27 protein-coding genes and 1 tRNA gene are annotated in these 25967 nt (G+C 46.8%); 14 read left to right on the forward strand and 14 right to left on the reverse strand.

The window, feature by feature from the left end; translation table 11 throughout:
- Positions 1–15: 15 nt before the first annotated feature.
- Positions 16–459 (forward strand): hypothetical protein, encoded by a 444-nt coding sequence (locus tag F6Q11_RS00190; RefSeq protein WP_297025668.1) that lies wholly within the window; start codon positions 16–18, stop codon positions 457–459.
- On the forward strand, positions 431–2266 hold the full coding sequence (locus tag F6Q11_RS00195) for an APC family permease (RefSeq protein WP_297025670.1): 1836 nt from the start codon (positions 431–433) through the stop codon (positions 2264–2266). Before F6Q11_RS00190 ends, F6Q11_RS00195 begins: the two co-directional genes overlap by 29 nt.
- Positions 2267–2295: 29 nt before the next feature.
- Here the strand turns inward: F6Q11_RS00195 and F6Q11_RS00200 are convergent, their stop codons facing one another.
- The 3 genes from F6Q11_RS00200 to F6Q11_RS00210 are packed head-to-tail and all read right to left on the reverse strand — an operon-like array spanning position 2296 to position 4743.
- Positions 2296–2706 carry a hypothetical protein gene (locus tag F6Q11_RS00200; RefSeq protein ID WP_297025672.1) on the reverse strand — a complete coding sequence of 137 codons (411 nt, stop codon included), beginning with the start codon at positions 2704–2706 and terminating at the stop codon, positions 2296–2298.
- 28 nt (positions 2707–2734) lie between these two features.
- The gene (locus tag F6Q11_RS00205; protein ID WP_297025674.1) at positions 2735–3232 is read right to left on the reverse strand and encodes a TIGR00725 family protein; all 498 of its coding nucleotides are present in this window, start codon (positions 3230–3232) and stop codon (positions 2735–2737) included.
- A gap of 8 nt (positions 3233–3240) precedes the next feature.
- The gene (locus F6Q11_RS00210; protein WP_297025675.1) at positions 3241–4743 is read right to left on the reverse strand and encodes a thiamine pyrophosphate-binding protein; all 1503 of its coding nucleotides are present in this window, start codon (positions 4741–4743) and stop codon (positions 3241–3243) included.
- Positions 4744–4951: 208 nt separating this feature from the next.
- On the opposite strand from F6Q11_RS00210, the gene F6Q11_RS00215 reads away from it, so the two are divergent.
- Entirely contained in the window at positions 4952–5665 is a 714-nt protein-coding gene (locus tag F6Q11_RS00215) for an alanyl-tRNA editing protein (protein ID WP_297025677.1), read from the forward strand.
- 148 nt (positions 5666–5813) lie between these two features.
- Here F6Q11_RS00215 and F6Q11_RS00220 read toward each other — a convergent pair whose 3' ends face one another.
- Both F6Q11_RS00220 and F6Q11_RS00225 read right to left on the reverse strand, forming a co-directional pair.
- A complete protein-coding gene (locus tag F6Q11_RS00220; RefSeq protein WP_297025679.1) occupies positions 5814–5993 on the reverse strand; it encodes a DUF1059 domain-containing protein in 180 nt (59 codons plus the stop codon).
- Between the two features lie 113 nt (positions 5994–6106).
- Complete coding sequence (locus F6Q11_RS00225; protein WP_297025681.1) at positions 6107–7216, reverse strand: hypothetical protein; 1110 nt, start codon at positions 7214–7216, stop codon at positions 6107–6109.
- A gap of 106 nt (positions 7217–7322) precedes the next feature.
- On the opposite strand from F6Q11_RS00225, the gene F6Q11_RS00230 reads away from it, so the two are divergent.
- Positions 7323–7781 (forward strand): archaellin/type IV pilin N-terminal domain-containing protein, encoded by a 459-nt coding sequence (locus tag F6Q11_RS00230; RefSeq protein WP_297025683.1) that lies wholly within the window; start codon positions 7323–7325, stop codon positions 7779–7781.
- A 60-nt stretch (positions 7782–7841) separates the two neighbouring features.
- Positions 7842–8846, forward strand: coding sequence for a pyridoxal-phosphate dependent enzyme (locus F6Q11_RS00235; RefSeq protein ID WP_297025685.1), 1005 nt, complete (start codon positions 7842–7844; stop codon positions 8844–8846).
- Here the strand turns inward: F6Q11_RS00235 and F6Q11_RS00240 are convergent.
- Together F6Q11_RS00240 and F6Q11_RS00245 are read right to left on the reverse strand one after the other, a co-directional pair.
- Positions 8812–9195 carry a winged helix-turn-helix domain-containing protein gene (locus F6Q11_RS00240; protein WP_297025687.1) on the reverse strand — a complete coding sequence of 128 codons (384 nt, stop codon included), beginning with the start codon at positions 9193–9195 and terminating at the stop codon, positions 8812–8814. The two genes, F6Q11_RS00235 and F6Q11_RS00240, sit on opposite strands and share 35 nt — an antisense overlap.
- Positions 9196–9426: 231 nt before the next feature.
- On the reverse strand, positions 9427–9936 hold the full coding sequence (locus F6Q11_RS00245; protein WP_297025689.1) for a MogA/MoaB family molybdenum cofactor biosynthesis protein: 510 nt from the start codon (positions 9934–9936) through the stop codon (positions 9427–9429).
- Between the two features lie 66 nt (positions 9937–10002).
- Between F6Q11_RS00245 and moaC the strand changes: the two genes are divergently transcribed.
- From moaC to F6Q11_RS00265, 4 genes are all read left to right on the forward strand, one after another.
- Positions 10003–10434, forward strand: a complete 432-nt coding sequence (gene moaC / locus F6Q11_RS00250) for a cyclic pyranopterin monophosphate synthase MoaC (RefSeq protein ID WP_297025691.1) — start codon at positions 10003–10005, stop codon at positions 10432–10434.
- A gap of 153 nt (positions 10435–10587) precedes the next feature.
- Positions 10588–12177, forward strand: a complete 1590-nt coding sequence (locus F6Q11_RS00255; protein WP_297025693.1) for a B12-binding domain-containing radical SAM protein — start codon at positions 10588–10590, stop codon at positions 12175–12177.
- A gap of 39 nt (positions 12178–12216) precedes the next feature.
- The gene (locus F6Q11_RS00260) at positions 12217–13050 is read left to right on the forward strand and encodes a vWA domain-containing protein (RefSeq protein WP_297025695.1); all 834 of its coding nucleotides are present in this window, start codon (positions 12217–12219) and stop codon (positions 13048–13050) included.
- A 4-nt stretch (positions 13051–13054) separates the two neighbouring features.
- On the forward strand, positions 13055–13750 hold the full coding sequence (locus F6Q11_RS00265; protein WP_297025697.1) for a hypothetical protein: 696 nt from the start codon (positions 13055–13057) through the stop codon (positions 13748–13750).
- On the opposite strand, the gene F6Q11_RS00270 is transcribed toward F6Q11_RS00265, so the two are convergent.
- The 3 genes from F6Q11_RS00270 to pyrH form a co-directional block, all read right to left on the reverse strand.
- Positions 13734–14963, reverse strand: coding sequence for an RIO1 family regulatory kinase/ATPase (locus F6Q11_RS00270; protein WP_297025700.1), 1230 nt, complete (start codon positions 14961–14963; stop codon positions 13734–13736). The genes F6Q11_RS00265 and F6Q11_RS00270 overlap by 17 nt on opposite strands.
- A gap of 32 nt (positions 14964–14995) precedes the next feature.
- Positions 14996–15766, reverse strand: a complete 771-nt coding sequence (locus F6Q11_RS00275) for a nicotinamide mononucleotide deamidase-related protein (protein ID WP_297025702.1) — start codon at positions 15764–15766, stop codon at positions 14996–14998.
- Between the two features lie 282 nt (positions 15767–16048).
- Entirely contained in the window at positions 16049–16738 is a 690-nt protein-coding gene (pyrH, locus tag F6Q11_RS00280; protein ID WP_297025704.1) for a UMP kinase, read from the reverse strand.
- A gap of 261 nt (positions 16739–16999) precedes the next feature.
- Here pyrH and F6Q11_RS00285 point away from each other — a divergent pair, with 261 nt between their 5' ends.
- On the forward strand, positions 17000–17626 hold the full coding sequence (locus F6Q11_RS00285) for a hypothetical protein (protein WP_297025705.1): 627 nt from the start codon (positions 17000–17002) through the stop codon (positions 17624–17626).
- On the forward strand, positions 17623–19155 hold the full coding sequence (locus F6Q11_RS00290; protein ID WP_297025707.1) for a glycosyltransferase family 2 protein: 1533 nt from the start codon (positions 17623–17625) through the stop codon (positions 19153–19155). Before F6Q11_RS00285 ends, F6Q11_RS00290 begins: the two co-directional genes overlap by 4 nt.
- Before the next feature lie 96 nt (positions 19156–19251).
- Here the strand turns inward: F6Q11_RS00290 and F6Q11_RS00295 are convergent.
- Positions 19252–19324, reverse strand: a tRNA-Pro gene (locus F6Q11_RS00295).
- Positions 19325–19686: 362 nt separating this feature from the next.
- On the opposite strand from F6Q11_RS00295, the gene prf1 reads away from it, so the two are divergent.
- The 3 genes from prf1 to F6Q11_RS00310 all read left to right on the forward strand — a co-directional run bounded on the left by prf1 (position 19687) and on the right by F6Q11_RS00310 (position 23133).
- A complete protein-coding gene (gene prf1 / locus F6Q11_RS00300) occupies positions 19687–20931 on the forward strand; it encodes a peptide chain release factor aRF-1 (RefSeq protein ID WP_297025710.1) in 1245 nt (414 codons plus the stop codon).
- Between the two features lie 4 nt (positions 20932–20935).
- Positions 20936–21829: a PLP-dependent cysteine synthase family protein gene (locus F6Q11_RS00305; RefSeq protein ID WP_297025711.1), complete on the forward strand. Its 894-nt coding sequence runs from the start codon at positions 20936–20938 to the stop codon at positions 21827–21829.
- Between the two features lie 74 nt (positions 21830–21903).
- Positions 21904–23133, forward strand: coding sequence for a glutamyl-tRNA reductase (locus F6Q11_RS00310; RefSeq protein WP_297025713.1), 1230 nt, complete (start codon positions 21904–21906; stop codon positions 23131–23133).
- Here the strand turns inward: F6Q11_RS00310 and F6Q11_RS00315 are convergent.
- The 3 genes from F6Q11_RS00315 to F6Q11_RS00325 all read right to left on the reverse strand — a co-directional run bounded on the left by F6Q11_RS00315 (position 23036) and on the right by F6Q11_RS00325 (position 25904).
- Positions 23036–23785 carry a metallophosphoesterase gene (locus F6Q11_RS00315; RefSeq protein WP_297025715.1) on the reverse strand — a complete coding sequence of 250 codons (750 nt, stop codon included), beginning with the start codon at positions 23783–23785 and terminating at the stop codon, positions 23036–23038. The genes F6Q11_RS00310 and F6Q11_RS00315 overlap by 98 nt on opposite strands.
- 80 nt (positions 23786–23865) lie before the next feature.
- On the reverse strand, positions 23866–25005 hold the full coding sequence (locus F6Q11_RS00320; RefSeq protein WP_297025717.1) for an LUD domain-containing protein: 1140 nt from the start codon (positions 25003–25005) through the stop codon (positions 23866–23868).
- Entirely contained in the window at positions 25002–25904 is a 903-nt protein-coding gene (locus F6Q11_RS00325; protein ID WP_297025718.1) for a (Fe-S)-binding protein, read from the reverse strand. Before F6Q11_RS00325 ends, F6Q11_RS00320 begins: the two co-directional genes overlap by 4 nt.
- Between the last annotated feature and the right edge of the window lie 63 nt (positions 25905–25967).

The following is a 25967-nucleotide window of genomic DNA, read 5'->3' on the forward strand; positions in this document are numbered from 1 at the left end:
AATGAAGGGATCTTTATGGCAGACACACTTGACAAGGCGATAGATGACACGATCCTGCAGATAAAGGCGCTCATGCTCATCGCTGGAAATGACAGATCTGCACAGGCAAGGATAAGGGACAGCATATCCAACAGCAGGGATCAGTCGGTCATGGAGTTCAGGCAGATCGTCGGACAGGAAACCCCGGGTAGAGAATACCTGTATGCTGCCATAGGTGAATTCATCATATCCTCATTCCTCATACTCCTCTCCGCCATGATAATGACCCCAGCTCTGGCCTCATTCGTGAACGCAAATCTTGTATCTAAATATCTCAACAGCATCGCCGTGAACATAGTGGCACTGGATGCCGTGGGATACGCTGAGGTGATCGCGATGCTGCTCTTGGCATTCTTCATACTATTCCTCGGTCTGCACACCATAAGGTTAGGTGCAGAGAAGACAGCAAGGATATGGTGAACCGATGTTCAGGAGATACCGGAAGATCACCTTATTCACAAAGGCATTCTCGACAGCAGTTGGCGTCTTCTTCCTCTACTCGACCATATTCTATCTGATAACCTCGAACCCTCTGCTTCATTTTTCTTTTGGATACATCGTCGTCTTCTTTGCAGTAATAGCTTCCCTCGTGCTTTCATCCATACTGATAGCAGAGCTACCATCGGTATACAGAATAAAATTCCGAAAGCCGTCGCTGAAGGAGACAGGAACTCCGGTATACGGTTTCTTCACGCTCTTCGCCATCGGGCTTGGCACTACGATAGGATCTCCGCTTTTCATACTCATACCCGAAAATATCTATGAATACTTCATAGTGTCAATAGCTTCTCTCATTCTGGCGGTGATCATGTCGTACCTTCTCGCCTACCTTTACGACAAGATGCATATCTATTCCCTGGAGCACGACCTGAATGCGCTTGGTGGGCCTTCATTCATAAGGACAGCCTACGGAAGACAGAGCCTGAGATACTTCATATCAAGGTTTTCCATGTGGATAGCCAATACTTCGCTGGCGGCATTCTCAGTCATCTATTTTGTAGAGTTCACATTCAACGTCATCTCTCCACTCCTTTCAGAGTTGGGTCTGCCGCCCTTATTCAGGGATGCGTCGGTTGCCGCCGCCATCCTTTTCATGATCGTATGGTTCATCATAAATGCGTTCTACGGCAAGAAGTATATGAAGGGCATCGGAGTCGCTCAGATAGTGTTCCTGATCATAATGGTATCCATAATATTCATCGATGCGATCGATCTTGGGTTCAGGCATTCATGGAACCTCACCGGGCTCCTTGTGTTGCATGCCGGTGCTCCGGAGCTCATACTGATAAACACGGGCTATCTCTTCATACTTTTTTTCGGATTTCAGGAGATACAGGTTATGGTTCGCGATTCAAAGGATGTCTCCAGAATACCAGTCATATCAGCTATAACAAAGAAATCCTATCCAAAGAAGAGATACATGCCCTATTCGATGTATGCCACCATAGCCGGCGCTGGCTCCATACAGGTGTTGTACGCTCTTGCTGTATTCTCCATACACGCCCCTTACTCTGCTGTTGAAACAGCAGTCATACCCGCAATATACATTGCTTCAGTGTTCCAGAACAACCTATGGGCGCTGGCCATGGCAATATCATTCCTTCTGGCAACCGTGACAACGTTCGTCCCAGCGTTCATGGCCGCCTCCAGGCATCTAAGATCGCTTGCAGAGGACGGCATATTCCCACAGTCCTTCTCAACACTGTCATGGGTTTTCACCTTCGTGCTGATACTCTTCATGAGTCTCGGTGGTACGGGGTTCCTCGTAAACATAACGGACTTCATGGTGCTCATTGCGCTCTCGATCATAGCCCTCTCCGCGATAGCGCTTCGCGACAGACACCGCTTTGACCATGTTGCCGGAATATCCATCCTTACGTTCATCATGTTCATGGTTGGCGCAGTTAGCATATACTTCAACGACAAGTCGGTGGTCATTCTTGGGATAATGGCTATCGTTGCAGCTTATCTCCTGTACGATATACTGAGGCTATCCTTGACAGGGATGGAGATCTTTGGCTTCACCCTGGGCATCATGTCCCTCCTGCCTCTGCTTATATTCAGGACAGAGGCCTCGCCAACCGTCAGGATAATAGGTAACATCATCATAAGATCTCCATACAACCTTATATACATTCAGCTGTCTCTTCTGACAATGACTGCGGTGCTCATCCTGAACTTTGTGCTTCGTATACGTCTGCAGTCAAAAAATATTAACCTCACATGAACACTGATCGATCTAGAAGGAAAATCTGATCAACCAGATCCGGATTCACCACGCCGTTTCTCCGTTGAAGAGAGAAAGTAGAGCGAGACAGCCAGTGAGACTATTACTATTGCCAGTGCGGAAAGCGAGAAGATATCCTTGATCCCTGTGGATATGTCAACAATTATTTCCCTTATTATGTATGATAATCCTGCCTCCACCACATGTCTGAGGCCAGAAGGGCTTCTCACAACGAAATCGTGGGCACCGAGGTACAGCTCCAGGAGAACCAGCGCAAAGAACGCATTCTCCACCAGCGAATAAGAGAGCGCCTCAAGTCCATCCATTCTCATCAAATATATGTCATATATTGCATAACCAACATCGAGAATGATGCTGAAGACAAGCAGGGCTTCTATTATATAACCGAATACCTTTATGATGATCGGAGTGACATCCACGTTGGATCATCTGCAATTCGATTATAAATTATCTTTCGTTGCTCTCGTCGATCTGTTGCCATTTCTCTCCGAGTGAGATCGCAAGATCCACGGCCTTCTGCGGATCTGGCTCCACGTAAACATGGCCTTCCTTTTCCTTGGTTCTTGGTATGTTCAGCGGATAGATGGAGACAACATCCTTGCCTTCAGATATGGCGAATGAGGCTTCAGAAAGGGTTCCAGCGGATCCGTCGATGGCTATTATTGCCTGTGAAGCCCTGATGATCAGGAAATTCCTCATGTACCCCATGCCCGTGGGCAGCGGTATGCTTATGTACCTGTTTGCCTCGGAGGCATCGTAACCCGGAAGTATGCCAACAACTGTACCGCCCCCATCACGGACGCCGTGGGATGCGCACTCCATTACGCCGGTCAGGCCTCCGCAGATCACTATCACGCCTCTCTGGGCCAGTATCCTCCCCACATTATAGGCAACTTCACACACATCGTCATGCACGCGGCTTCCACCTATCACACCTATGTTCATGCTATCACTCAGAAGAGATCGGGAATTTCGTTATCCACATCAAGCACAAGAACCTTTGGGACATCACCGTTGGAGATCCATTCAAGATCCCTCTCGTCTGAATAGTTCCGCACCTCTGCACCGAATCCCTCGGCCGTTTTCTCTATGCTGAAATTGAACCTGAGAAAATCCCGGTTTTCTACCCCATATCCGAATGTTCTGGAATAGCTCCTCAGTATGTTGTATCCATTGTTCCTCAACACTATGAACTTAGCAGGTATGTGGTATCTGAAAGCCGTCCAAAGGCTCTGTGGCGTGTACATGAAGGCACCATCACCTATTATCCCAACGGTCTTCCTGTTTGCTATGGCCACAGATACCGTTGCCGCATCGCCCCAACCAAGGGGCCCGCCGCGGGAGGTGTAATAGGTTTTTGGGCCATCGGCAAAGAACTTCCTCACGGAACCTGAAGCCGTAACAGCTTCATCAACTACAGTGTACCCTTTGAGATGGCCATGTATCGTGGCTATGATGTCCTCGTATACGAGTTTCTCATTCAGAACATCGGGAACAAATTTTTTCTTCTTCTTCGCATACTTTACTGCCATAGAGAGAAAGGATTTGGGATCGGATACGTATGTTTCGCCTATGTAATGACCTGATCTGGTAGATATGAAGATGGATCTGTCCATAAACGATGGATCCTCTCCAGTGTATGGGTAAACGAAGATATCAGATCCTACGAAGATTATCAGGTCGTATGGCTTGAGTATCCTGTTCATTGCGGAAAACGCAGACGGAAGGTCCTGTACATAAAGATCGTCCTTGTAGTATGACGAGGATTGGGCCCATGGCTCAACATAAACCGGTACGTTGAGGGCATGAGCGAATTTCCGCGCCTCCTCCATGGCACCGTACATATCTATTTCAGATCCGAACACGATTGCGGCCCTTTCGGCTGAGTTCACGCGATCCATTATTTCCCTTATCTCGTCATCCCCAATGCTCACCACCGGATGCGCCTTCACCGATGACCATATTGGATCAGCCTCCTCGTCCATTACGTCCATGGGGAATGAAATAAAGGTGGGCCCGAAGGGCGGCGTCATGGATATCTCGTAGGCCCTCTTCATTGCCAGAGGTATCTCTTCCGGCCTTCTCACCTCATAGGCATATTTGACGTAGTTGGACACGAGGCTGATCTGATCCCCGGACAGCAGTGGATCGTAGTAGAGATGCCTTCTGTCCTGCTGCCCCGCCGTCACTATGACTGGTGAATTGTTTTTCATGGCTGAAATTATGAAGGCCATGGAATTCGATATACCAGGAAGTGAATGCAGATTCACTATGGATGGCCGTCCGGTGTACTGGGCATATGCATCGGCCATGGCCACGGAGATCGAGTCATGAAGCGTGAGCATATAATCATCAACATAGGAAAGCATGGGTATCTCGGTTGTCCCTGGATTCCCGAACAGTGGATGCAGGCCATTCCTTTTCAGGAACTCTGAAAATATCTGTGAAGCCTTCATATCTATGCTTATGTTTTTTATCTCATATTCTTTTTGTGATAGACTGTATATATCATTCATGTAAAATATCGTCATGCCATCAACATGCCGCTCATGCCTTCATGATCCTGAGAATAAATTATAGATATTTCATCCGTAATGGTATGCAAGTCCATTTTTTTAAAGCATGAAACAGATAATATTTAAACAGAAAGCTATAACGGAACCTATGAAGACAAAGGCGTTATACCTGGACGATTCATACGCAGTGGAGGGTACGGGAACTGCAATCTTCGTTGAGTTTACTGATATGAAGGTTGATCAATCAATCTTCTATCCAACAACTTTCGGAGAACCGAACGATACCGGTAAGGTGTTAATCGATAACAAGGAATACCAGATAGTGGATACGATCTACGATGGTGAATACGTCCACCTGATCTCCATGGATACGTATCCGCAGGACATCGCAGGCAAAACCGTGAAGCAGAAGATCGATTGGGAAAGGCGTTACATACACATGAGGTTCAGGACAGCGCTAAGGATAATCTCCGGCCTCGCGTATCAGAAATGGAAGGTGCCATGCCGCGTGAACGAGACGTACGATGACAGAGCCTGGATAGACATAGAAAAGCCGGATATAACGGAAGAGGAGATAAATGAAGTCATGGCTGAAGCCAACGAGATTGTTAAAAGGAACCTTGATGTAAGGTTCAGATATATTGGAATAGACGAATTCAACAGGAACGAGGACCTCAAAAAGATGTCCGTGCATGATGCATACGATGAGGACAGGATCCGGATAATGACCATAGATGGACTTCCAGATCAGCCTGAGTTCGGAGTCAACGTCAAAAAGACTGGAGAGGTCGGGCAGATCAACTACAAGACCACGAAGCTCAAGGGAAAAGTTTCCAACAGGATAAACATAACGCTTCAATGAATCAATGCTACTTCATTGGTTAGGACTGCCAGCTTCCACGTTTGCATAGGAAAATAACTCAATTTTGGAGATTCCCTTTTCGAATCAAAATCAAGAAATTATCAATATGGGATATTCTGGTCTATCTGCAAAAAATAAACATCACTTTTTAGGGCTTTTCCTTCACTACCTCAAGTATCTTGTTCTTAATATCATCCGTGAAATCGTAGATGTTGTGTGCATATCGGAAGTGCATCTTCACCATTGGTGGTATGTCCTCCTTCCTCTCCTCCTCGAGCGTGTAGCTGCAGTCGAAGCCATAATCCCTGCATCTGAATATGTACGTCATATCCTGAACATCCCCTGTGAATAATTAATTCTTTTGTTTGAGATCGTCCAACGATGATGGAATGCCATGGACTTCTTCCGGGATATCTAAGATCATGGACAATACCATAAATCTCAGTATGTGTCGCTGCCGGGATAATGATCGTGAACCCTCCCATAGATGTCGATCTTAATATTGAAGGGACCCACATCATCTGCGGCAACAACGTGGTGGCAATGGTCGCATTCGAGATTCATGTTATCCCTAACATGAAAGACTATACCACCGCACTCAGGGCACGAGCTCCTTATGAAGAGATCTTCAGGTTTAAGTAAAGGTACATGAACTTCCCTTCTCATCTCCTGGGAAGACCTTTCCTTTTCCTGTTCAGATCTCTGCTGCCTTATCCTCCTCTGCCTTGACTCGTTCTCCAGGAAGAGATAATATATTCCAACGGAGGCCCATGCGAACAGGAATATTGTGAGAAGCAGCGAATAATCAGGCACTCTGGATGCAAGGACGCTCAGGAAACTCACCATGCTCATTATGAAGTTTGTCAGAATTGCCCTCATCAGTCCAAATTTCAGGTAGATTATCGAAACCATGAATGTTGTGACGTAGGCCGATATCACGTAGTATATGTTCTGGCCAAGGATAAGGTAAATTATGGCAGCATACGTCGCAGTTCCTATGGATATGGCGCCAACAATGTTCCAGTTCAGATCCTCGCTTCTTATCAATACCCTAAGCTTCTTTGAGGCGAAGCCATAGATGAGAAGAATAATTGAGATGGGTATTATCGAGAAGATAAGCGTTTCTCCAGGTACTGAAACAAGGTAGTAGTACACCTGAATGAAGTCTGGCAATTTGTTTATGCTTGTGATGCCGTAAGACGGGTATATACTGGATATTATGAATGACAGGATGAGATCCACAAGAACGTATATTGCCAGATACCAGAAGTATCTGCCATTCGCTTTCTTCGAGAATGACGTAGTGTAATCCCTGCTGAAACTAATGAGTGAGACCATGCTGGCAAACACGAGTATGATGGAAACTGCGATCATGAAGAGGAAGAAGGGGGCCGTGGCATGGAATGAAATGAAGGCGTAATCCGAAACAGGCACCGCAGATAGATCCGGAATTTTGCGTATCATGTCCGGCAGATAGTAAAACGTGAAAGCCAGTGCAATGGCTATGCCAGCACCACCGAATATCAGGCCCGGCAGATCCTTTCTATCCATGATATATCGTATATTGGAAATTCGCATTAAGATTTATCGGAATCAGTAACTGCGAAATTCGGATCAAGCGAAGCAATGATTTTAAACACACGGTCAATCTGAAAACATGCATGATAAGGCCGTTTCCCCGATCATAGCAACGATACTCCTGATCGCGATAACGGTCACGCTTGCGGCTACCTTTTACACCGAGGTGACACCATACTTTACACAGAATCAGTATTTCACCCCTCAGGCACAGATTCAAGTGATCAGCGAAAACCATACATCTGATTACAGGTATTACATATACGTGTCATACTTTCCGGAGTCGCTTCCAATCCGTGAGGTCGATATAAGTATCATATCTAACGGCACAGACATATCAACAAATCTTGCTTCTATTTACCCTTCCTCTGTTTTTAACACATCTGGAATAAGCATGAATATGACCATATACACCGAAGGCCAGGAATTCAACGCAGGATCTTACATATTTATAAACATATCAAGTCCAATTTCGTATCTGGCATTCGTCGATGTGGCCACAGGATCGAATATAGTTACGTTTTCGTCCGGACAATGATTCGGACGACATTTATCTATTATGTTTCTATGACTTCATATGGATGTGCCTGCATATTGCATGGTTTGCGGAAATAAGAGGAGTGGGGAAGAGCTGAGATGCAACAGATGCGGATCGCCCTTTGAGATCCGCACGGAATTCCGTTACAGGGACAGGATTGCTGACAACTTTCCCTACATAAAAAGCATCGTTTCACTTGGAGAATGCGAAACGCCGGTGTTTCATGCCGATGGTTTTGACATGAAGATCGATTACATGCTTCCAACATTCTCATACAAGGATAGGGGCAGCAGGGTCCTTATCTCACATATAGCTGACATCAGGGATTCCGAGGGTATCACGAGGATATCTGAAGATTCATCTGGGAACGCCGGTGCCTCGATAGCCGCATACGGATCGGCTGCAGGACTGGCCGTTGACATATATGTTCCAGAGACCGTGGCCGGTAAAAAATTCTCGCAGATACAAGCATACGGGGCACACGTCATAAGGGTCAACGGCAGCAGGGAGGACGTACAGGCCGCTGCAGAGAGATCGGGCTCCTTCTACGCAAGCCATGTCCTCAGGCCAGAATTCAGGGACGGCATAAGAACGCTGGCCTATGAAATATTCAGGCAATTCGATCGGATGCCTGAGAACATATACATTCCTGTTTCGGCGGGCACGCTGCTGCTTGGGCTGTACTCCGGATTGAAGCACCTCATGGATTCTGGGGAGATAGACCATTTGCCGCGCATAATCGCCGTTCAGACCGAAGCTGTATCTCCATTGTGTGCAAGGATCAATGGGAAAACGTACGATCCAGACAACAAGCTCTCTTCGATAGCTGACGCACTTGTCTCCAGAAGGCCGATCCTCATTGAAAAGATGCATCAGGTGATCTCCGATCACGGTAGATGCATAACCGTAGATGATGACGAGATAATGGATGCAAGAAATAAGCTTGCAAGAAAGGGTTTCCTGGTGGAATACAGCTCAGCCACTGTATATGCTGCATTCAGGAAAAAACCTTTGGAAAAAAGCCTGCTGGTTATGACTGGGTCGGGGCTGAAGAACGATTCTTGACCTGTTCTTTCTTCTCCTTCTTCAGTTTCTCTATTCTCTCCTTTTCCTCTCTCACTCTTATGGCCTGCCCCACGAATTCTCCCTCGTTGGTGAGAATTATCTTCTCACCGAGCCTCTCCTTATCCTCCATTGCAAAACCATAATCAAAGAGGTTCTTCAGAACAGCCTCAGGATCCTTAACGCCGCTCTCATTTTTGACCCTGTACAGTGGAACCTTTCCGCCATGGTTCTTTATGAACATAAGAAGCTTGACCTCATCATCGGTCATATCGTAGTTGTTCTCCAGTTTACCCTTTATGACTGGCTTGTTGAAGGGAGAACCCTTAACCAGCACCTTAGACTCCGCCACCTCACACACCTCCTTCGATCCTTGATCGATCATGCATATCGGCAGAGGCCGAAAATCGCATGATATATATATCAAATTTTCTTCTAAAGCCTTAAAGTTATGGATATCAGAATTGATATCGTTCGATCAAGTATTAATCTTTGCCTGTTATCAGACAGCCATATCAAAGGCATCAAAAAGAGTATATCATCTCCACATCCATCATCGTTGAAATTCAATGTTATTTTTAGTTCATTCCTTTCTCGTTTCATATATTATATGATCTATCATATCAAGTATGATGTCCGCCCCGATATCCTGGGCCTTTGGTGATCCTGGAAGAACGAAAACTGGTTTACCGAAGACTATGAAAAGGTCTGCCGATGACATGTAGGCGAAAATCCCTGCCTGATCCTCACTCCTTCGCCGGAAAATCTCACCAAATCCAGGTACTTCCTTATCTGATACCTTTCTAATCGTTACGGAGGTGAGATCGTACCTGCTCACACCTGTGCCCCCGTTGTACACGAACGCGTCGAATTCATTGAAGTCCCTGAAAAGTTCAGAAAGTATCTGCACAGGGTCATCTCTGACGATCGATCTTGATGTGCTGTATCTCTCAAAACGTTTTTCAAGTATATTTCCCGATTCATCAGTTTCTGACGTTCTTGTGCTTGACACGGTGATTATCTTTATCCTCAGGTTGTAATGGGTTTCACCATGGTGTGGTTTCTGATCCATGTTTCCATATTCCTTCCGCATAGATATCAGTGTTGAATACATGGATCCGGATCAAAAAGCTAAATCCCTTCAACACATGCAAGATATATGATCAACATCTCGGAAAAGGCAATCAGTTCCAGAACTGCCACGGCGAAGGGCAGGATACACCTGAAGAAATCTACGGTGCAGGCCATCAGGGACAGAAAGGTGAAAAAAGGCGACGTACTCGAGGTGAGCAGGGTTGTTGGTACGCAGCACGCAAAGGACACATTTCTGCAGATACCATACTGCCACAACATACCGATAGAGGGTGTGGATGTGGATTTCGTCGTAGGAGATGATTATGTAGAGGTTTCGTGCACGCTAACAACTACCTATAAGACGGGGATAGAGATGGAAGCCATAAGCTGCGTGTCCGGAGCTCTGATCAATATATGGGATATGGTCAAGTATCTTGAAAAGGATGAGGGCGGGAACTATCCAGAGACCAGGATCGAGGATATACACGTTGTTGAGAAGAGGAAAACGCCCATCTGAATGGATCATAATATTTTTTTCGAAAATGCTTGAAAAATGCCATTCATAGCAATAAGACTATATATAGCAAAGTGCTCTGTTTTTTAGGCAAAATGGGCTGTTTGTAGCACATATTGTCAGCAACCCATATATATTCTGATGAATTATTGAGATATGAAAGTTTTACTGATAAAGCCACTTAACCCAACCGGCAGCGGATATACCACAAAATTTGGTTTTCTGCCGACTCCACTTGGTCTTCAGGTGCTCGCAGCCCAGGCTAGGGTCATAGGCATCAATGATGTTAGAATAGTGGACATGGAGGCAGACAATCTGACCCTCGATCAGATGGTTGAATATGTGGCAAAATGGAGACCAGATGTTATCGGAATAACACTGCATGCAACCGCTGCCCATGCATTCTCTCAGGATCTTGCGAAACGCATAAAGGCGATATACGATCCTCTCATAGTTGCCGGTGGGCATCAGGCAACGTTTGTACCCGGCGAGCTTCTTGACAACGGTTTCGATGTCATAGTTCTTGGAGAGGGAGACGAGACGTTCAGAGATGTGTTGGAGCATTACAGGGAGAACATGGATTTCTCCGATGTACCAGGCATAATATTCAAGATGGGATCTATGAAGATCAGGACGGAGAAAAGAGAGCTCATAGACGATCTGGACAGGCTCCCCATCCCGGCATTTGATCTCGTAGAGAAGGAGAGATACACATTCAAGGTTTTCGGCGAGGGCAGCGTCGCCACGGTTGAAACGGCAAGGGGATGCCCGTATGCATGCGATTTCTGCTCCGTGACGCCAACTTGGGGAAACAAGTGGAGGAACAAATCAAACGAACGCATAATGGAGGAACTTCGCATAGTCAAAAAACTGGGCTATAAATGGGTATTCTTCACGGATGACATATTCGTGGTATACCCCAACGTTGAGCAGCGATCCGATCTTTTCGACAGGATAATTCAGGAGGATCTGGATCTGAAATTCATAGTTCAGATGCGGGCCGACGTTACATCGAAGAATCCTGATCTCATAAGGAAGGCAAGCAGGGCAGGGCTCACCATAGCTTTTCTCGGAATAGAATCCGGAAGCGAGGAGGTGCTGAAGGCGATGCACAAGGGAATAATGACCTCGGCCTCGGTCAACGCAGTCAGGGTTCTGAACCAGAATAACGTTGTCGTCCTTGGAGGTATGATGCTTGGCGCTCCGTACGAAAGCCTAAGAGATATGCTTAAGACCATAAAGTTCTCCAGGGTTCTTGCAAGGGCAGGTATAGATGCCATCCAGATAAGCACATACACGCCGCTTCCGGGTACAAGGATATTCCTGGATGCGCTCAAGAAGGGGGGCATATTCACCCTCGATTGGTCTAGATATGATATACTGACGCCTGTCGCGAAAACGAAGGTCAATCCTGCGATAATCCAGGCCCTCACGGCTTACGGCTACTACTCATTCTACGCCTACAAGTGGCTCCATGACAGACTGCACGAAGTTAAGGCCATCGGCTTCAAGGATCAGATAATGATGAATGCCCAGAGGTTCATAGTCAGAATGATGCCATCATATGTCAAGGACATATTCAAGCTTCCGTCTGACATACTGAAAACCGCCATCATGTACAGGGACGGGATGAAGAAGAAGATAGTGTCGGATGATCGCGTGAGAGAACTAATTGCGGACTCAAGTTCCATTGTGTACAGGGAAACAGACGTAAAAAATCCATACTTTAAAATAAAAACAGAGTGAAACAAAATATTTATTAATGTATGACGTTTATTTATAGCAATGTATGACGCGGAGATAAGCAGGAGGAATCCGGGCCTCTTCATCTTTCTCATCGACCAGTCCAGATCGATGATAAGAAAGATGGCAGGTGGCAGTGAGTCCAAGGCAAAGGAGGCAGCTGATGCAATAAACAGACAGATTGGTGAGCTCATAATGCGCTGCACCAAGAACGATGGTGTCCGTGATTATTTCTACGTTGGTGTCATAGGTTATGGCGGGGAGAAGGGAAAGGCTTCCTATCTCCTGGACGGTGAGGTGGTTCCGGTTTCCAGGCTGGCAGAAAATCCGCTCAGGACTGAGAAGAGGATGATGAAGGTACCCGACGGATCCGGTGGAACAGCGGACGTTGAATATGAATTTGGGGTTTGGTTCGAACCGGTTGCCAACAGCGATACTCCCATGGTACGGGCGATGAACATGGCAAAGGAGGCCATAGAAAGCTGGATAAGCGAACACCCATCATCCTATCCACCCATAGTGATCAACATAACCGATGGGCAGTCGACGGACGGAGACCCGTATCCTGTTGCCCAGTCCATCATGGAGATGGAGACAGAGGACGGAAACCCATTGATATGGAACTGCCATGTTTCCACTGAGAACTCAGCTCCACTGTCATTTCCGTATTCCGAAAACCAGCTGCCGAACGATATGTATGCCAGGTCTCTGTTCAAGATGTCCAGCGTGCTTCCAACCAAGTACATAAATTACGCAATTGAGACGTTTCCCGACATAAAGGATGGTTCAAGATCCTACGTGTTCAACGCTCAGCTTGAGCAGATGATCGAATTCATAGACATAGGAACAAGAGGCGCCATAAGTTCAATGGAATGAACGGATGATAAGCGTATTCCACTACCATCAGCCAAAGCTTGGAAACAGCGAGAGCGAGTATGAGGATGCGTTTTCCTATGATGTCGGCAGAGGTCTTTTCGCCATGGCTGATGGTTCATCCGAATCTGTGTTTTCCAATGAATGGGCGAAGTCTCTTGTCGATACCTTCGTATCCGGAAAGCACGATATGAAGCTGGACGATATGGTGGAGACTGCGCTTGGCATGTGGCGATCGAAGCTCCCATGGAGCAACATGAAATGGTTTGTGAAGAACAAGATAGCAAGAGGTTCCATGTCAACATTCCTTGGGCTGGAGATTCAGGACGGTGGATTCAAGTCCGTTGCAGTGGGCGATACGTGCCTCTTCATAATAACCCCAGAGGGCATGAAGAGCTTTCCGATAAAAAATGCATCAGAATTTGGGAACACGCCGAAGCTCATATGGACCGGCAACCCCCTCCTGAGGACGAGGCGATCCGTGAAGTGGGCAAACTACATGGAGGGCAGATTATCCGAAAGCGATATCCTGATCATGGCCACGGATTCACTGGCACACTGGATGATCAGCAGGGCTAAGCAGAGCCCATGGAAGATGCTGATTGATCATTCCGAAAATGAGGGCGAATTGATAAGCGGTCTGATAAATTCAGGTGAGATGAAGAACGATGATGTTACATTCGCAGTCATCTCGCTGAGATAGCTTTCCGCAGATCTATGCCCCTATCGCTTGAGGATCCCAGGGCTTTTATCATCATGGAGGCAAGCTTCCATGATTTTCCACCCATGGACTTTATGTAAGCGAATACCTCTGACTTTTCCGGATTGAGGAAATCGGCCTTTCTGAAAAGAAGGGCGTCTGGATCGTCACCGTTGAACTTCCACGCCTCCGGCCTCAATGAAAGCACGTATAGTGAGGTATATATGACAAGCGCGGAGAAGTCATCCATATTCTCTGAGAAGTCCGATGGCTTCCTGTCAGGTCTCTGGAAGTTTTCGTGCCCGTTCTCGCTGGACGGCATATTCTTCAGAGCAGGGACGTACATGCCATCGTAGTCCACGAATATGACCCTCCCGTTGCTTATCAGTATGTTATCGCAGGAGAGATCGCCATGCGCCATCTTGTTCATCTTGAGTTCCATCACCATGTTCAGGAATTCACCAGCTATCCTCCTTATCTCTCTTCCATTGTCTATATTCTTCTTCAGAAAGGTATACAGGGAATCGCCATCCACCCAGTCCATCTTAAGCACGGGATAGTAAAGAGAGGGATCCTTCATGGTCCTCACACCATTCTCTATGTATTCGAAGTGAACGATGCATGGTATATTCTTCCCCTGGAGATGTCTACCAATTTCGAAGTAACGCCTATGGAGATCTGAACCCTTAGTGAAGCATTTTATTGCGTAATAAGCCCCGTTATTCTCAAGCTTGAATATTATTCCATAATTTCCCGAAGAGTAGATGGTGTTTCCGGCCATCTTAACGTTTGGGTTCCTTATTATTCTGTAACCGCTAAGTTCTCCGGACAGGGAATAGGATGGATTCTGAAAAGCCTGCGCATAATCGAATTGGCTTGGCCATTTCCTGATCTCTCTGAATGTAACGGTTTCTTCTGATTTTTCAGGCTGCACCCTCTCATGAATGGCCTCTTCCTTCTGATCGGTAACTTCGGACTTTTCTGATTTCACCTCGACGGTGAAGTAGGATGATACGAATATGTAGGCAAATACTGCAGCTATAATGATGATAAGATACAGAATTATATGGGTTGATGCCGCGATCGCCAGAAGTTCAAACCTTGCAGGTGCAAGGATAAAATAGCCTGCGTCCATATAGGCGACGAAGACATATACCGCAGTAAACATGGATACAACCGAACCGAAAAGTGCTGCGATCCTTACCTGCGGTCTCAAATCAGGAAATTAAGTTAGAATTGAATTTAAAATTATCGTTTCACCGTTCCTCCGAGCTTAACAGCGTATTCTCCTGCACGCGATATTGCATCCCTGATCTTCTTTTTGAGCGCAGCCTCATCCTCTCCGAAACCGGATATCTCTATCTCAAGCTCAGGATTCTTCACCTCAACGTTTCTTGGATGGCTCTTTACGTATATTCCATCGAACTCCTTCATGATCCTGTCAACGTATGGAGCGAACACACTCTCCATAACACCGGATATGATCACGGACTCATCGTAATAGTGCATGTCAGGTAAGCGAATCTCGTCCTCCATGGCTTCAAGCAGCGCTTGCATCTCCTTTGGTACACCGGGCAGAATGATGACCTTCTTTCCCTCCATGTTGCATAGAAGTCCCGGTGCTGTCCCGACTGGATTCTCAACCGGCCTGCATGTTTGAGGCATCTTTGCCATCTTCAATCTTTGCTCTGTAAGGTCTGATGTGCTGTATTTCTTCCTGATCATCGATAGAGCATCTTCGTTTATCACCAGATTCTGCCCGGTGCATCTGGCGAATCCCTCCACGGTCATATCATCGAAGGTTGGGCCAAGGCCACCTGAGGATACGACTATGTCCGATACATCAAGCGCGGTTCTGAAGGCCCACCCTATCTCATCAAGCTCGTCCATAACTATGATGCCGCGTTTAACCTGGTAGCCATGATATGTCAGGAAGTTCCCTATAAACGCTGCATTTGTATTTACTGTCCTACCCTTGAGTATCTCGTTGCCCACGGTTATGATGCTTGCTGTCTTCAAAATGATCAACCCCCATATGACATCGCGTCTTTGAGTTTAACCATAACGCTAGCGTTCCGAATAGGACAGCAGATCCAAATTGAATCAATGATCTATAAACGGTCTTCAGTCAACAGAAAACAGTTATTTTAGTAGATCGCCAGATGATGGCAACGAGGTAAGTATGATCTTTATACCAATGAAAGACAGACGGTCAGGATCCGGAAAAAAATCGAGATAGCCCAGAAAATCGAGTTGGGGTATATATCATGCACGCTGATCCTGCGGAAATATTATTGTCGATCAGGACTTCTGATCATCGTCTATGAATGTGGAAATCGCCCTGTCACCCTTCAGTATCTTTTCTAAGTTGTCCAGATCCCTAGAGGTAACTATTACCCTTATCCTTGATCGCATCGCTATGCTCAGGGCCGTTATATCCATAAATACGTTTGGGCCTGCGCCAGTAGAGCTCTTTGTTGAGAGCGCTATGGCTTCTCTGTATCCTATCCTGTCGAATCGCTTGGCATTAGCGAATCTGTTCGGATCCATGTCATAGACCCCATCAACGGATGTTACGTTTATGAGTGTTTTAGTGCCGCTCCTCTCGCAGAGCAATGCAGCAACGGTATCTGTGGTGTGGCCAGGTTCTGTGCCACCCATCACAACGAAACGATAGCTGTTCATGAGGTTGACAGCCTCTTCCACGGTGAACGGGATCATTGGATTCGATCCCTGGATTAGGCTTGCCATTGAGAGTGCATTCATCCTTGTTGCATAGATGCCTATCTCGTCCAGGACGTTTTCATTGACGTTAAGCTTCCTCAGAACGGATATATACGACCTTGCCGTTCTGCCTCCGCCTGTGACTATACCGATCCTCCTGTACTTTGAGGATTCAAGAAGCTTGGCAAAGCTCTTCATGTAATCGGCATCTATGGGATCGCCGGATATCACAGACCCACCGAGGGAGATCACTATGGATTCGCTCACTTCTATCGTATGGTGATGAAATACTGATTAAAATAGAATTGCTGTCCCCATTCATGTAGAATTATTATGTGCATGGAGAAAACAATAAAATTCAATATCTTCATGCATTAGATATTGTAATTAGCTAGTTGCAAGGTTCATAGAATAAAGAGGATCAAAGGCTTCAACTAAATGACAAGATCGCTAAAATATATTTAAAGAAGGAAATCCATTTGATGCGTGAAAATGATTAAACCGCCATATTGCTTTGAAATGGGGATCATGGTCTCAGAAAACGATGGACGGATGGATATAGGAACAGTCAGAAAGAGCAGTTTTATAGGCCATCCGCTGGAAGTTCTGGGTGATACCTATGGCGTATTCGAGCTTCTGATGGATACAAGCAAAATCAAACCGATACTTTCAGGCATGCTTTGTTCCCAGGAATACTGGCAGCAGAAGTCCAGGTTGCCGGTAGTCCTGTCCACATTTCCATTCTCCACTCTTGCCAGGGAGATCAGTTCATCCTGCCCAAGCACTCCGTTATATCAAATAGGAAATGTTGAACGAATGGTGGTCGGCGATTCCAGGCATGCCATGAACCTGGGCGACCAGCTTGCATTCGAAATCTTTTCTACAGTTATGCGTATAAGCGACATGGATATATTCCTTCTGGGCGCTTCAAATCTGTATATATCAGATCGAAAGGGATTCCAGAGGGATTTCACTGATGTATTCTGGAGTTCATTCATCTCCTCACTGCTTATCCGGAATGATAGGATAAGGCTCTTGGTTCTCAGTAGAGGTGGTCTGAGATATGTCGATGATCTCCTCACGGGATATATTGTGGCTAGATTGCGCATAGAGGTTTCTGATCAGTCTCTGATGACGAGGCTGATATACCTATGAAATTGAACTATCAGGTTGTATACTTTGCCTTGTTCTTTATTGCACCCGCAGTGCTGGCGTATTTCACATCAAGTAATATATATGTCATACCTCTTGTCTACGTTTTTTGGCTTCTCCTGGCGGTTTCGCTTGCCACGGTGATCATATTCCAGTGGCAGATGTTCAGTGCCGATAAATATTCTGCAAGATTGTTACACAGTGCTGCAGGTGCCCGTGTGATAAGTTTTGTCGTGAGCTATAACGAAGATGTCAGGATGCTCACGAGGACCCTGATTGCCGTCAAAAAGGCGAATATATACGGCGAAACATGGCTGCTGGACGACTCAACGGATCAGCACACGGTTGCAGATCTGACCGAAATATGCGATCGCCTCGGGATAAGGTTTGTGCACCGCGATAATAGGAGGGGGTATAAAGCTGGTGCGATAAATGACGCGCTGAAGCAGATAGATGATTCCTACGAGTTCCTAGCGGTATTTGATAGCGATCAGAGGCCAACCCCAAAATTCTTCAATGGGGTGATCAGCTACTTCGATCGTAAGATGGTTGCCGTTGTTCAGATGCCTCAGACATATACTGCCATTTCGACAGCGATCAGCGAATCAGCCTTCTTCCAGCAGGAGGTTTTCCTTAGGAAGATCATGAGGGCCAGAAACGGTAGATCTGCCTTCATTCTGGGGTCAGGTTTTGTTGCTAGAATATCGGCGATAAGATCCGTCGGGGGCTTCCGTGAAGACATGGTTACGGAGGACCTTGCCACATCGTTGTTGCTTCAGAGCGCTGGATGGGAGATAATTTATGTTGATTCCACGGACATCTGGTATGGCAGGCCTCCGGAAACAATAAGCGCATACCTGACACAGCAGGGAAGATGGTCACTCGGTGGATTCCAGGCGCTCAGCCTGATACTCAGGCTCAGGCTGAAGCCCCCCGTTTACGCTGAGTATATGGCGGGTTGGCTCTATTGGATGTGGGTTGGGCCAATCAGATTGATATCGATGATCATACTCATACTGTTTCTCGATTTCAGGCTCATTACGGTGATGATAGATCCAGTGTTCTTCATATTATTCTACTTTCCTTACTTTATATATTCAATGTTATTTTATTACTATACGGCATCAGATGGCCTCATGAACTATGGAATGAGAGGATTTTTCCTCCATCAGGGGGCTGAACTGTTGCTCATGTTCACTGTAACATCATCATTCATATCATGGGTCCTCGGCAGGAAAAAAACCTTCAAGGTAACGCCAAAAGGTGTCAGAGGTACCTATTCATTCTGGCAGGCGTTGCCCATGATATCAATGGAGCTCCTAATGACCAGCGCGGTCTCCGCGGGTCTCATCTGGATCAGAGAAACGGTTTCAAGACTTATGCAGCTGGCAATAGCAGTGAATATATTCTTCGCGATCTATCTCATACCATTCATGATCGCAGCCAGCGTAATACTTTTCACAAGCAATTACAGAGGAGACAAAAATGAGATAGCCTTAAATAGAATCGATACTGTTGATCGAAGCGCTTGAGGCGCTAAATTTCTTTCCGGTCTGAATAAGAAAATATCCGAGCCATTAGAACATATGGGAACGTCAGTAGGTAAAGCATAACATAGCCGTGACGGATGGGGCCGTCCGGATTTGGACCGGAGTTTCCAGCTCCCGAAGCTGGAAGGATACCAGGCTACCCCACGGCCCCTGTCCCATCCGATCTGAGGCAGAACCGATATTTTGTCGCTGTGTTTAAATTTTATCATAAGTCACCGATGTCCACACCCACACACATCTCATTCCGAGTTTGCCTGGAGCATCATGATCGGAGAGCCAGGACACGGTGAAGACGATGCGAATTCATCATAGAAGAACTATTATAGTTTAAATTAATATCGAAGGGTATAAAATGAATCAATCACGCAGAAATTTAATTTTAAAAATATCGAATACGGGTTTCCGGACACACAGGATCATCCGGAATTTGAGTGCATGTTTTAACCCGGTTCAGCGCCTGAAAGTCGTCTGCTGTGTAGCTGAATGACTTTCGTATTGGAGAGGGTGTTATTTATGGAAGATGATGAGCAGATAAGGAGATATGAATTTAAGCGTGCTCTGGAGGAGCTTTCAAAACTGCATGGACGGGGAACGGAGCTCATATCGCTTTACGTACCGCCAGATAAGCAGATATCAGATGTGGTGGCATACCTTCGAGATGAGTATTCAACGTCCTCTAACATAAAATCAAAATCTACAAGGAAGAACGTTCTTGCGGCCATTGAGTCCATAATGGCAAGGTTGAAATACTACAAGACCCCGCCTCCAAACGGTATGGTCTTCTTTGTTGGTCACATTGCGACCAGGGGCGATCAGACCGAGATGTACACCAAGATAATCGAACCACCGGAGCCAATAACTACCTTTATGTATAAGTGCGATTCCGAATTCCATCTGGAGATGCTCAAGACCATGCTTGAGGAAAAGGAGATATACGGTCTCATCGTCATAGACAGGAAGGAGGCAACGGTTGGCTTCCTCAACGGTACCAGGATCGAGGTCGTTGACAACGTGCAGTCCCAGGTTCCAAGCAAACATCATCAGGGAGGTCAGTCGTCGCGAAGGTTTGAAAGGCTAATAGAGATTGCTGCGAACGAGTTCTTCAAGAAGGTTGGAGAGATAGCAAACAATGCCTTCATGCCAAAGATAAAGGATATCCGAGCTATATTTCTTGGGGGTCCTGGAGCCACAAAGGAGTACTTCTTCGAGAAGGATTACCTCAGAAATGAGATAAAGGACAAGATAAAGGACCTCTTTGATGTGGGTTACACGGACGAATCTGGTCTCAGGGAACTAGTGGAGAAAGCCTCTGAATCCATAAAGGACATGAAGATATCCAAGGAGAAGGATCTCATGAACAGGTTCCTGCGTGAGGTGCGCAAGCCTGATGGCGGCCTTGCAATATACGGAGAGCAGGCGATCAGGGATGCCCTCGAGCAGAAGATGGTCGATCTGCTTTTGATATCTGAGGGACTGCGAAGGGTGAGATACACCTACAGATGCCCCACTTGTCAGACGGAGATCACACTCAATGAGGAGCCCAATGAATGGCCTGTGTGCGATAAGGACGGTACGCCAATGGAACTAGTTGCAGAGGACGATTTCATCGAGGATCTCTACAGACTCGCCAAGGAATCCGGAGCCCAGGTTGAGATAATATCGGATCAGAGCGAGGAGGGCAAGCTCCTAAAGCAGGCCTTTGGAGGCATGGCGGCGGTGCTGAGGTTCATAAGGAAAGACAACGTCCAGATAACGTGATCGCATGATAGGGAGCAGTGCAAGATCGGAGATAGACGGTCTGATCGATTCGATGCACCGTATTGGTATAGGCAATACGCCATTCACAGAGGTAGACGCCGGGATATATGCCAAATTAGAATGGAGGAACAGGTTCGGTTCGATAAAGGACAGACCTGCATTCTTCATGATATACTCAATGAAGGAGTCCGGGGATCTTGATGGAAAGACCATCATAGAAGCATCCTCCGGTAACACAGGTCTGGCTGTTTCTGGAATTGCGAAGATGCTTGGCATACAGTCTATTATAGTTCTGCCGGAGAATGCCAGCGAGGTTGCAAAGAGATCCATAAGGGAAAATGGATCTAGGATAATAGAGACGCCGGCGGATATGGGCACGGAGGGATCCATAAACAGGTTGAAGGAGATGGTCTCGCAGGGAGATTGCGTATGGATAAATCAGCATTCCAACCTCAGGAACAGCGATTCTCATTATTACACGACAGCAAGGGAGATGGAAGAGTCCGGTGGAATCCCATCAGCCATAGTTGCGGGTATAGGCACAGGTGGAACCATAACGGGAATAGCAAGGTACTTCAAGGAGATCGATCCAGAAATAAGGGTGATAGGCGTACAGCCGGCAGCCGGTTCGCACATCCATGGCCTGAGAAATGCCTTTTCTTCCAAGTACAGGGGCATAATAGACAGGTACGGTGATCTCATAGATGAGGTGTTATACGTGCGTGAAGAAGATGCGGTTTCTGAGCTGAAGAGATACTATGAGAGGACGGGCCAGCTGATAGGGATATCATCCGGGGCAAACCTCTTCGCCTCCAGGATGCTGCACGAGAGGTACAGGAAAATATTCACTGTTTTTCCAGACTCAGGTGAAAAATACAGGTCAGAACTGCCTCTCTGATCCCAGGAAAAATTTTTTTAATCCCTGGCCAATAAATACAACCATTTAAATCGCAGATCACAATCATGGACAGAATGCAAATACTCACTCTCATTTCGTGGGATTTCAAAAGAAATAAAAACTTCTTTAATCAAGCCGTTCTCAATCCCTATGAGTACTGGTCTGGCATACTAGAAAGGAATGGCATATCGACGTATGTGATACTTTTGACCTGCAATCGGGTGGAGATATACCTAAGGTCGGGTTATCCTGAGGATCTCGATGGACTAAGGCCCAACATATTCCATGACGAGGAGGCTATAAGGCATATAATGGAGGTTTCGGCCGGCCTTGATTCGATGTCTCTGGGTGAGAGTGAGATACTGAAGCAGGTCAAGGATGCATACGATCTTTCCGTCAAGAATGGGAAGACGGATAAGGTTCTATCGCTGATCTTCCAGAAGGCGATATCAGTTGGCAAGAAGGTTCGTTCCGATACCGATATATCGAGAGGAAAAGTATCGGTACCTTCCATCGTCTACGATATACTCATCAGCAGGGGAGTCTCAAAGGTTTTGCTCATAGGGAACGGGATGCTTGCTGGGGAGATAGCCCCGTATCTCAGCGAAAAGTTCGTTGTCACCGTGGCCGGGCGCAACTTAGAGCACGTGAAGGAACTGGCATCGAAATATAACTACAGGTACACATCCATAAATGACCTGCATGATCTAATGGAGAAGCATGATGCAATAATCGCCGTAACCTCATCGAAGACACCGATAATCAGGGCAGATGATCTGATCGAAGGTAAGATCTACATCGATCTTGGGAATCCACGCAACATAGAGGGGAGACCTGGGCTAGACATCATAACGATCGATGACATCTACTCCATATCCAGCAAGAACGGTTCCATAAGGGAGACCAGTGTAGACGAGGCCAGGAGGATAATAGACAACGAGATGAGATCGCTTATGAACAAGATCAAGGACATCATGATAGATGAGATATTCGCTGATTTCTACCGCTTTGCGGCCGTTGTCCAGAGGATGGAGGTGGAGAAATTCAGCCGCATGCACCCGGAGATCCCAGCATCAGACCTTGAGGCATTCGCTCACTCAATGATAAACAAGGTCATGAACATACCTGTGATGACGCTGAAGAGCGTTGCCAGATCCCAGGATAACCAGGACTTCAGCAGAATATTCTCAAGGTTCTACGACAACTTCAGTGATCTCGTATCTGCTGCTCTCCAGAGTTATGAAGATCATCAAGATACCCAAAGTCTACGAGACCGAACTCGTCAGTTATTGCAAAGATCCTGAAGCATGACGGCTTCATGCCCCTCAGTGACGGCGTGAAATGCTCCTCGCTGAGCAGGGACTGCGAGAGATCGGTTCCTGACGAGAAGAAGCTCATCGCCGGCGTTATGATCACGTTTCGCTTGAAGTTGAAAGCAAAAGCGGGCAGCTTGTATACACCGCCCACGCGATCCCTGAGCACGAGCGATGGATGCTCATGCCCGAGTATGGTGATCTTTCTTGTCCCCATATCCCGGTCTCCATGGTATATGAAGTATCTGTCGTCCTCGTAGAAATCCATCAATCCGATGTTCTTCTTTGACAGGATGGTCGCAAGGTAGTTGTCATGGTTGCCCCTGATGAATATAAGATCGCGGTCGTCGTACCTGTCTATGAAGTGTAGTACGTCAGTCCACTCGCTGGGCAGGTTCTTTGAAAATTCCTGCTTGAAATCTCCGTTGATTATTATCTTCTGCGGGCTGTACCTCTCGATGATCCTGTCCATTATCGATGTCACGTGATCCCTCTGTATCCTCGGGAGGAACAGACCATGAAGGTTCATCTCCTCCTCATAGCCTAGATGCAGATCGGAGACAACTACAGCCTCTATATCGCTCAGGTAGACGCAGTAGAGGTCTGTGAGAAAAACACCGTCAAGAATCTCTATCTCGCGCATCTCAATCCTTTTGCACCCCCATGCGGGAGGCATACATTACTCTATCCCATGCCGAGAGTTGAGGAGTCTAAAAATACGGGTCATATGGATTTAGACCCGATATATTTTATGTATTTTATGACCTCTGGTATGTTTATCCTCATTGGACAGACCTCCTTGCAGCCTCCGGAATGAACGCAGTAGGATGCAGGCCATGGATCTTTGTTGGTTATGTAGTTCCACATCACGCCCGTAGGCCCGTTGTATGGTGACTTTGTTGACACCCAGTCCTTTCCAAGCACACGGTATATGGGACATGAGAAGTAGCAGCGACCGCATTTGATGCAGAGAAGGGCCTCCTTCAGCTCCTCGTCCCTGCTGGCATCCATCCTCCCATCATCCATAAGTATGAGGTGGAAGTTCTTCGGTCCTGTTGCAGGCGAAACGCGTTTCAGTTCGATATCGGCGGTTGAGCTCGGGCCGGCTGTTACGTTTATATATGTAGGCGGAAACAATCCTGCGTAGGCTGACTGAACCATAACCTCGTCCATGGCATCCCTGAGCGTCGGAACGATCTTGTCGATGCCTGTTATTGATATATGGGTCTGCGGCATCACGGTGTCTATCCTTATGTTGCCCTCGTTCTCCACGAGAGCTATCGCGCCGGAGTCCGCTGCCACGGCATTCGCCCCAGTTATCCCTATGTCTGCCTTGACATACTTTGACATGAGGAACTTCCTGACTGCGGCGACGACGTCCTCTATCTTCGAGTTCTCATCGATGCTCGGGTCGATCTTCTTCACAGCCTTTGCCGCATCCTCCCTCGTCATGCCCAGTGCGGGCGCCACTATATGCGTAGGCCATCCCTTCGATATCTGTATTAGGTACTCGCCAAGATCCGTTTCCCACACCTCGTTGTGCCTGGATTCAAGGTACTCCCTTAGGCCGATCTCGTAGGCCACGTTTGTCTTGGAGAACACGACGATTTTGTCCTCTCCAACGATCTCGCCCGCGATCTTCCTGGCATCGTCCTTGTCCTTCGCCAGGTAGGCATGTCCGCCAAGGCGCTCGACGTTCTTGATAGTCATGCTTACGTATGAATCCAGGTTTTCAATCACCTTCATCTTCTGGTCCCTCAGATGATCCGCGAGTTCAGCTATGTACGGATACTCCTTTAATATCCTCTCTACCTCCATGTAATTGCCGCCGGATACCGTTGATATGAGATCCACCCAGTTCATTCTATCACCTCAGCTATGTCCTTTATGCTGCAGTACGGTTCGAGGTTGACGTAGCATAGGGGGCACGCTACCAGCACGTCCTCATACACGGACTTAAGGGATGCAGCCCGGGCCTTTGCTATGCTGTCGCTTAGATCGGCATTTAATGGTCCCACAGGGCCACCACAGCAGAATCCGACACCTTTACCGGTTACTGTGGGATCCTCTACAAGATCGACACCGGCCGACTTCATCTTATCCCTGATGGTATCGTACATATCCAGGAACCTTGAATATAGGCATGAATCGTGCATGACGAACTTTCCCTTGCCCTTCACCGTTCCTATGATGGATAGATAGCTGTGGAACGGTATATCGAAGTTTATGTATTTCTTCAGGTTCGTGAGGGTATTTGTGGTGTGGGGATCCACCGTTATTATCTCCTCGACGCCCCTATCCCTGAAGAATCCAAGAACCTTCTTGCCGTATTCCTTGAACTCGTCAAGGAAGCCAAGCTCGTAAAGAAGCGATCCGCTGTACGGCTCATCCTCATACAGATACCCCACATCTGCCTTGACCCTGGATACCATCCTGTACACATTCTGAAGTATCCTTACCGATCGATCTATATCCTCGTCCTTTGGTTTTATCAATCGCGATCCTATGGATGCGAGGATCCTTGACTTTCCCAGCGATCCAAGGGTAGGTACGTACTTCTCGTAGGATTTGAAAACGGAAGCCATCTGGTACATGTATGAAGTGTATAATATCACTCTTCCACCCTTAGGTATATTCATTCCGTTGGCCCATTTCACGGCCAGTTTCTTGTCCAGTGGGAAAGGGGTGTAATCCTCCATGAGGTTCCTGTAGAGGATGCTTTTGATGAGGGCTTCCTGCTTCCTCACGCGATCTTCGTCCAAAACATCACCGCCATGATATGATCAAAGGTCATAATAAAGTATATTATGGAAGAGTCCAGGCAG

This window comes from Thermoplasma sp., assembly GCF_008709555.1.
In the GTDB taxonomy this organism is placed as follows: domain Archaea; phylum Thermoplasmatota; class Thermoplasmata; order Thermoplasmatales; family Thermoplasmataceae; genus Thermoplasma.

What these genes read in the sequence shown, in the direction of transcription:
- F6Q11_RS00310 (WP_297025713.1), top strand. Translation starts at nt 21,904, where the DNA reads ATGCAAATACTCACTCTCATTTCGTGGGATTTCAAAAGAAATAAAAAC.
- F6Q11_RS00190 (WP_297025668.1), top strand. Translation starts at nt 16, where the DNA reads ATGGCAGACACACTTGACAAGGCGATAGATGACACGATCCTGCAGATA.
- F6Q11_RS00205 (WP_297025674.1), bottom strand. Translation starts at nt 3,232, where the DNA reads ATGAACATAGGTGTGATAGGTGGAAGCCGCGTGCATGACGATGTGTGT.
- F6Q11_RS00255 (WP_297025693.1), top strand. Translation starts at nt 10,588, where the DNA reads ATGAAAGTTTTACTGATAAAGCCACTTAACCCAACCGGCAGCGGATAT.
- F6Q11_RS00260 (WP_297025695.1), top strand. Translation starts at nt 12,217, where the DNA reads ATGTATGACGCGGAGATAAGCAGGAGGAATCCGGGCCTCTTCATCTTT.
- F6Q11_RS00285 (WP_297025705.1), top strand. Translation starts at nt 17,000, where the DNA reads ATGGTCTCAGAAAACGATGGACGGATGGATATAGGAACAGTCAGAAAG.
- F6Q11_RS00220 (WP_297025679.1), bottom strand. Translation starts at nt 5,993, where the DNA reads ATGACGTACATATTCAGATGCAGGGATTATGGCTTCGACTGCAGCTAC.
- prf1 (WP_297025710.1), top strand. Translation starts at nt 19,687, where the DNA reads ATGGAAGATGATGAGCAGATAAGGAGATATGAATTTAAGCGTGCTCTG.
- F6Q11_RS00245 (WP_297025689.1), bottom strand. Translation starts at nt 9,936, where the DNA reads ATGCGGAAGGAATATGGAAACATGGATCAGAAACCACACCATGGTGAA.
- moaC (WP_297025691.1), top strand. Translation starts at nt 10,003, where the DNA reads ATGATCAACATCTCGGAAAAGGCAATCAGTTCCAGAACTGCCACGGCG.
- F6Q11_RS00225 (WP_297025681.1), bottom strand. Translation starts at nt 7,216, where the DNA reads ATGGATAGAAAGGATCTGCCGGGCCTGATATTCGGTGGTGCTGGCATA.
- F6Q11_RS00230 (WP_297025683.1), top strand. Translation starts at nt 7,323, where the DNA reads ATGCATGATAAGGCCGTTTCCCCGATCATAGCAACGATACTCCTGATC.
- F6Q11_RS00215 (WP_297025677.1), top strand. Translation starts at nt 4,952, where the DNA reads ATGAAGACAAAGGCGTTATACCTGGACGATTCATACGCAGTGGAGGGT.
- F6Q11_RS00290 (WP_297025707.1), top strand. Translation starts at nt 17,623, where the DNA reads ATGAAATTGAACTATCAGGTTGTATACTTTGCCTTGTTCTTTATTGCA.
- F6Q11_RS00235 (WP_297025685.1), top strand. Translation starts at nt 7,842, where the DNA reads ATGGTTTGCGGAAATAAGAGGAGTGGGGAAGAGCTGAGATGCAACAGA.
- F6Q11_RS00265 (WP_297025697.1), top strand. Translation starts at nt 13,055, where the DNA reads ATGATAAGCGTATTCCACTACCATCAGCCAAAGCTTGGAAACAGCGAG.
- F6Q11_RS00210 (WP_297025675.1), bottom strand. Translation starts at nt 4,743, where the DNA reads ATGAAGGCTTCACAGATATTTTCAGAGTTCCTGAAAAGGAATGGCCTG.
- F6Q11_RS00305 (WP_297025711.1), top strand. Translation starts at nt 20,936, where the DNA reads ATGATAGGGAGCAGTGCAAGATCGGAGATAGACGGTCTGATCGATTCG.
- F6Q11_RS00315 (WP_297025715.1), bottom strand. Translation starts at nt 23,785, where the DNA reads ATGCGCGAGATAGAGATTCTTGACGGTGTTTTTCTCACAGACCTCTAC.
- F6Q11_RS00320 (WP_297025717.1), bottom strand. Translation starts at nt 25,005, where the DNA reads ATGAACTGGGTGGATCTCATATCAACGGTATCCGGCGGCAATTACATG.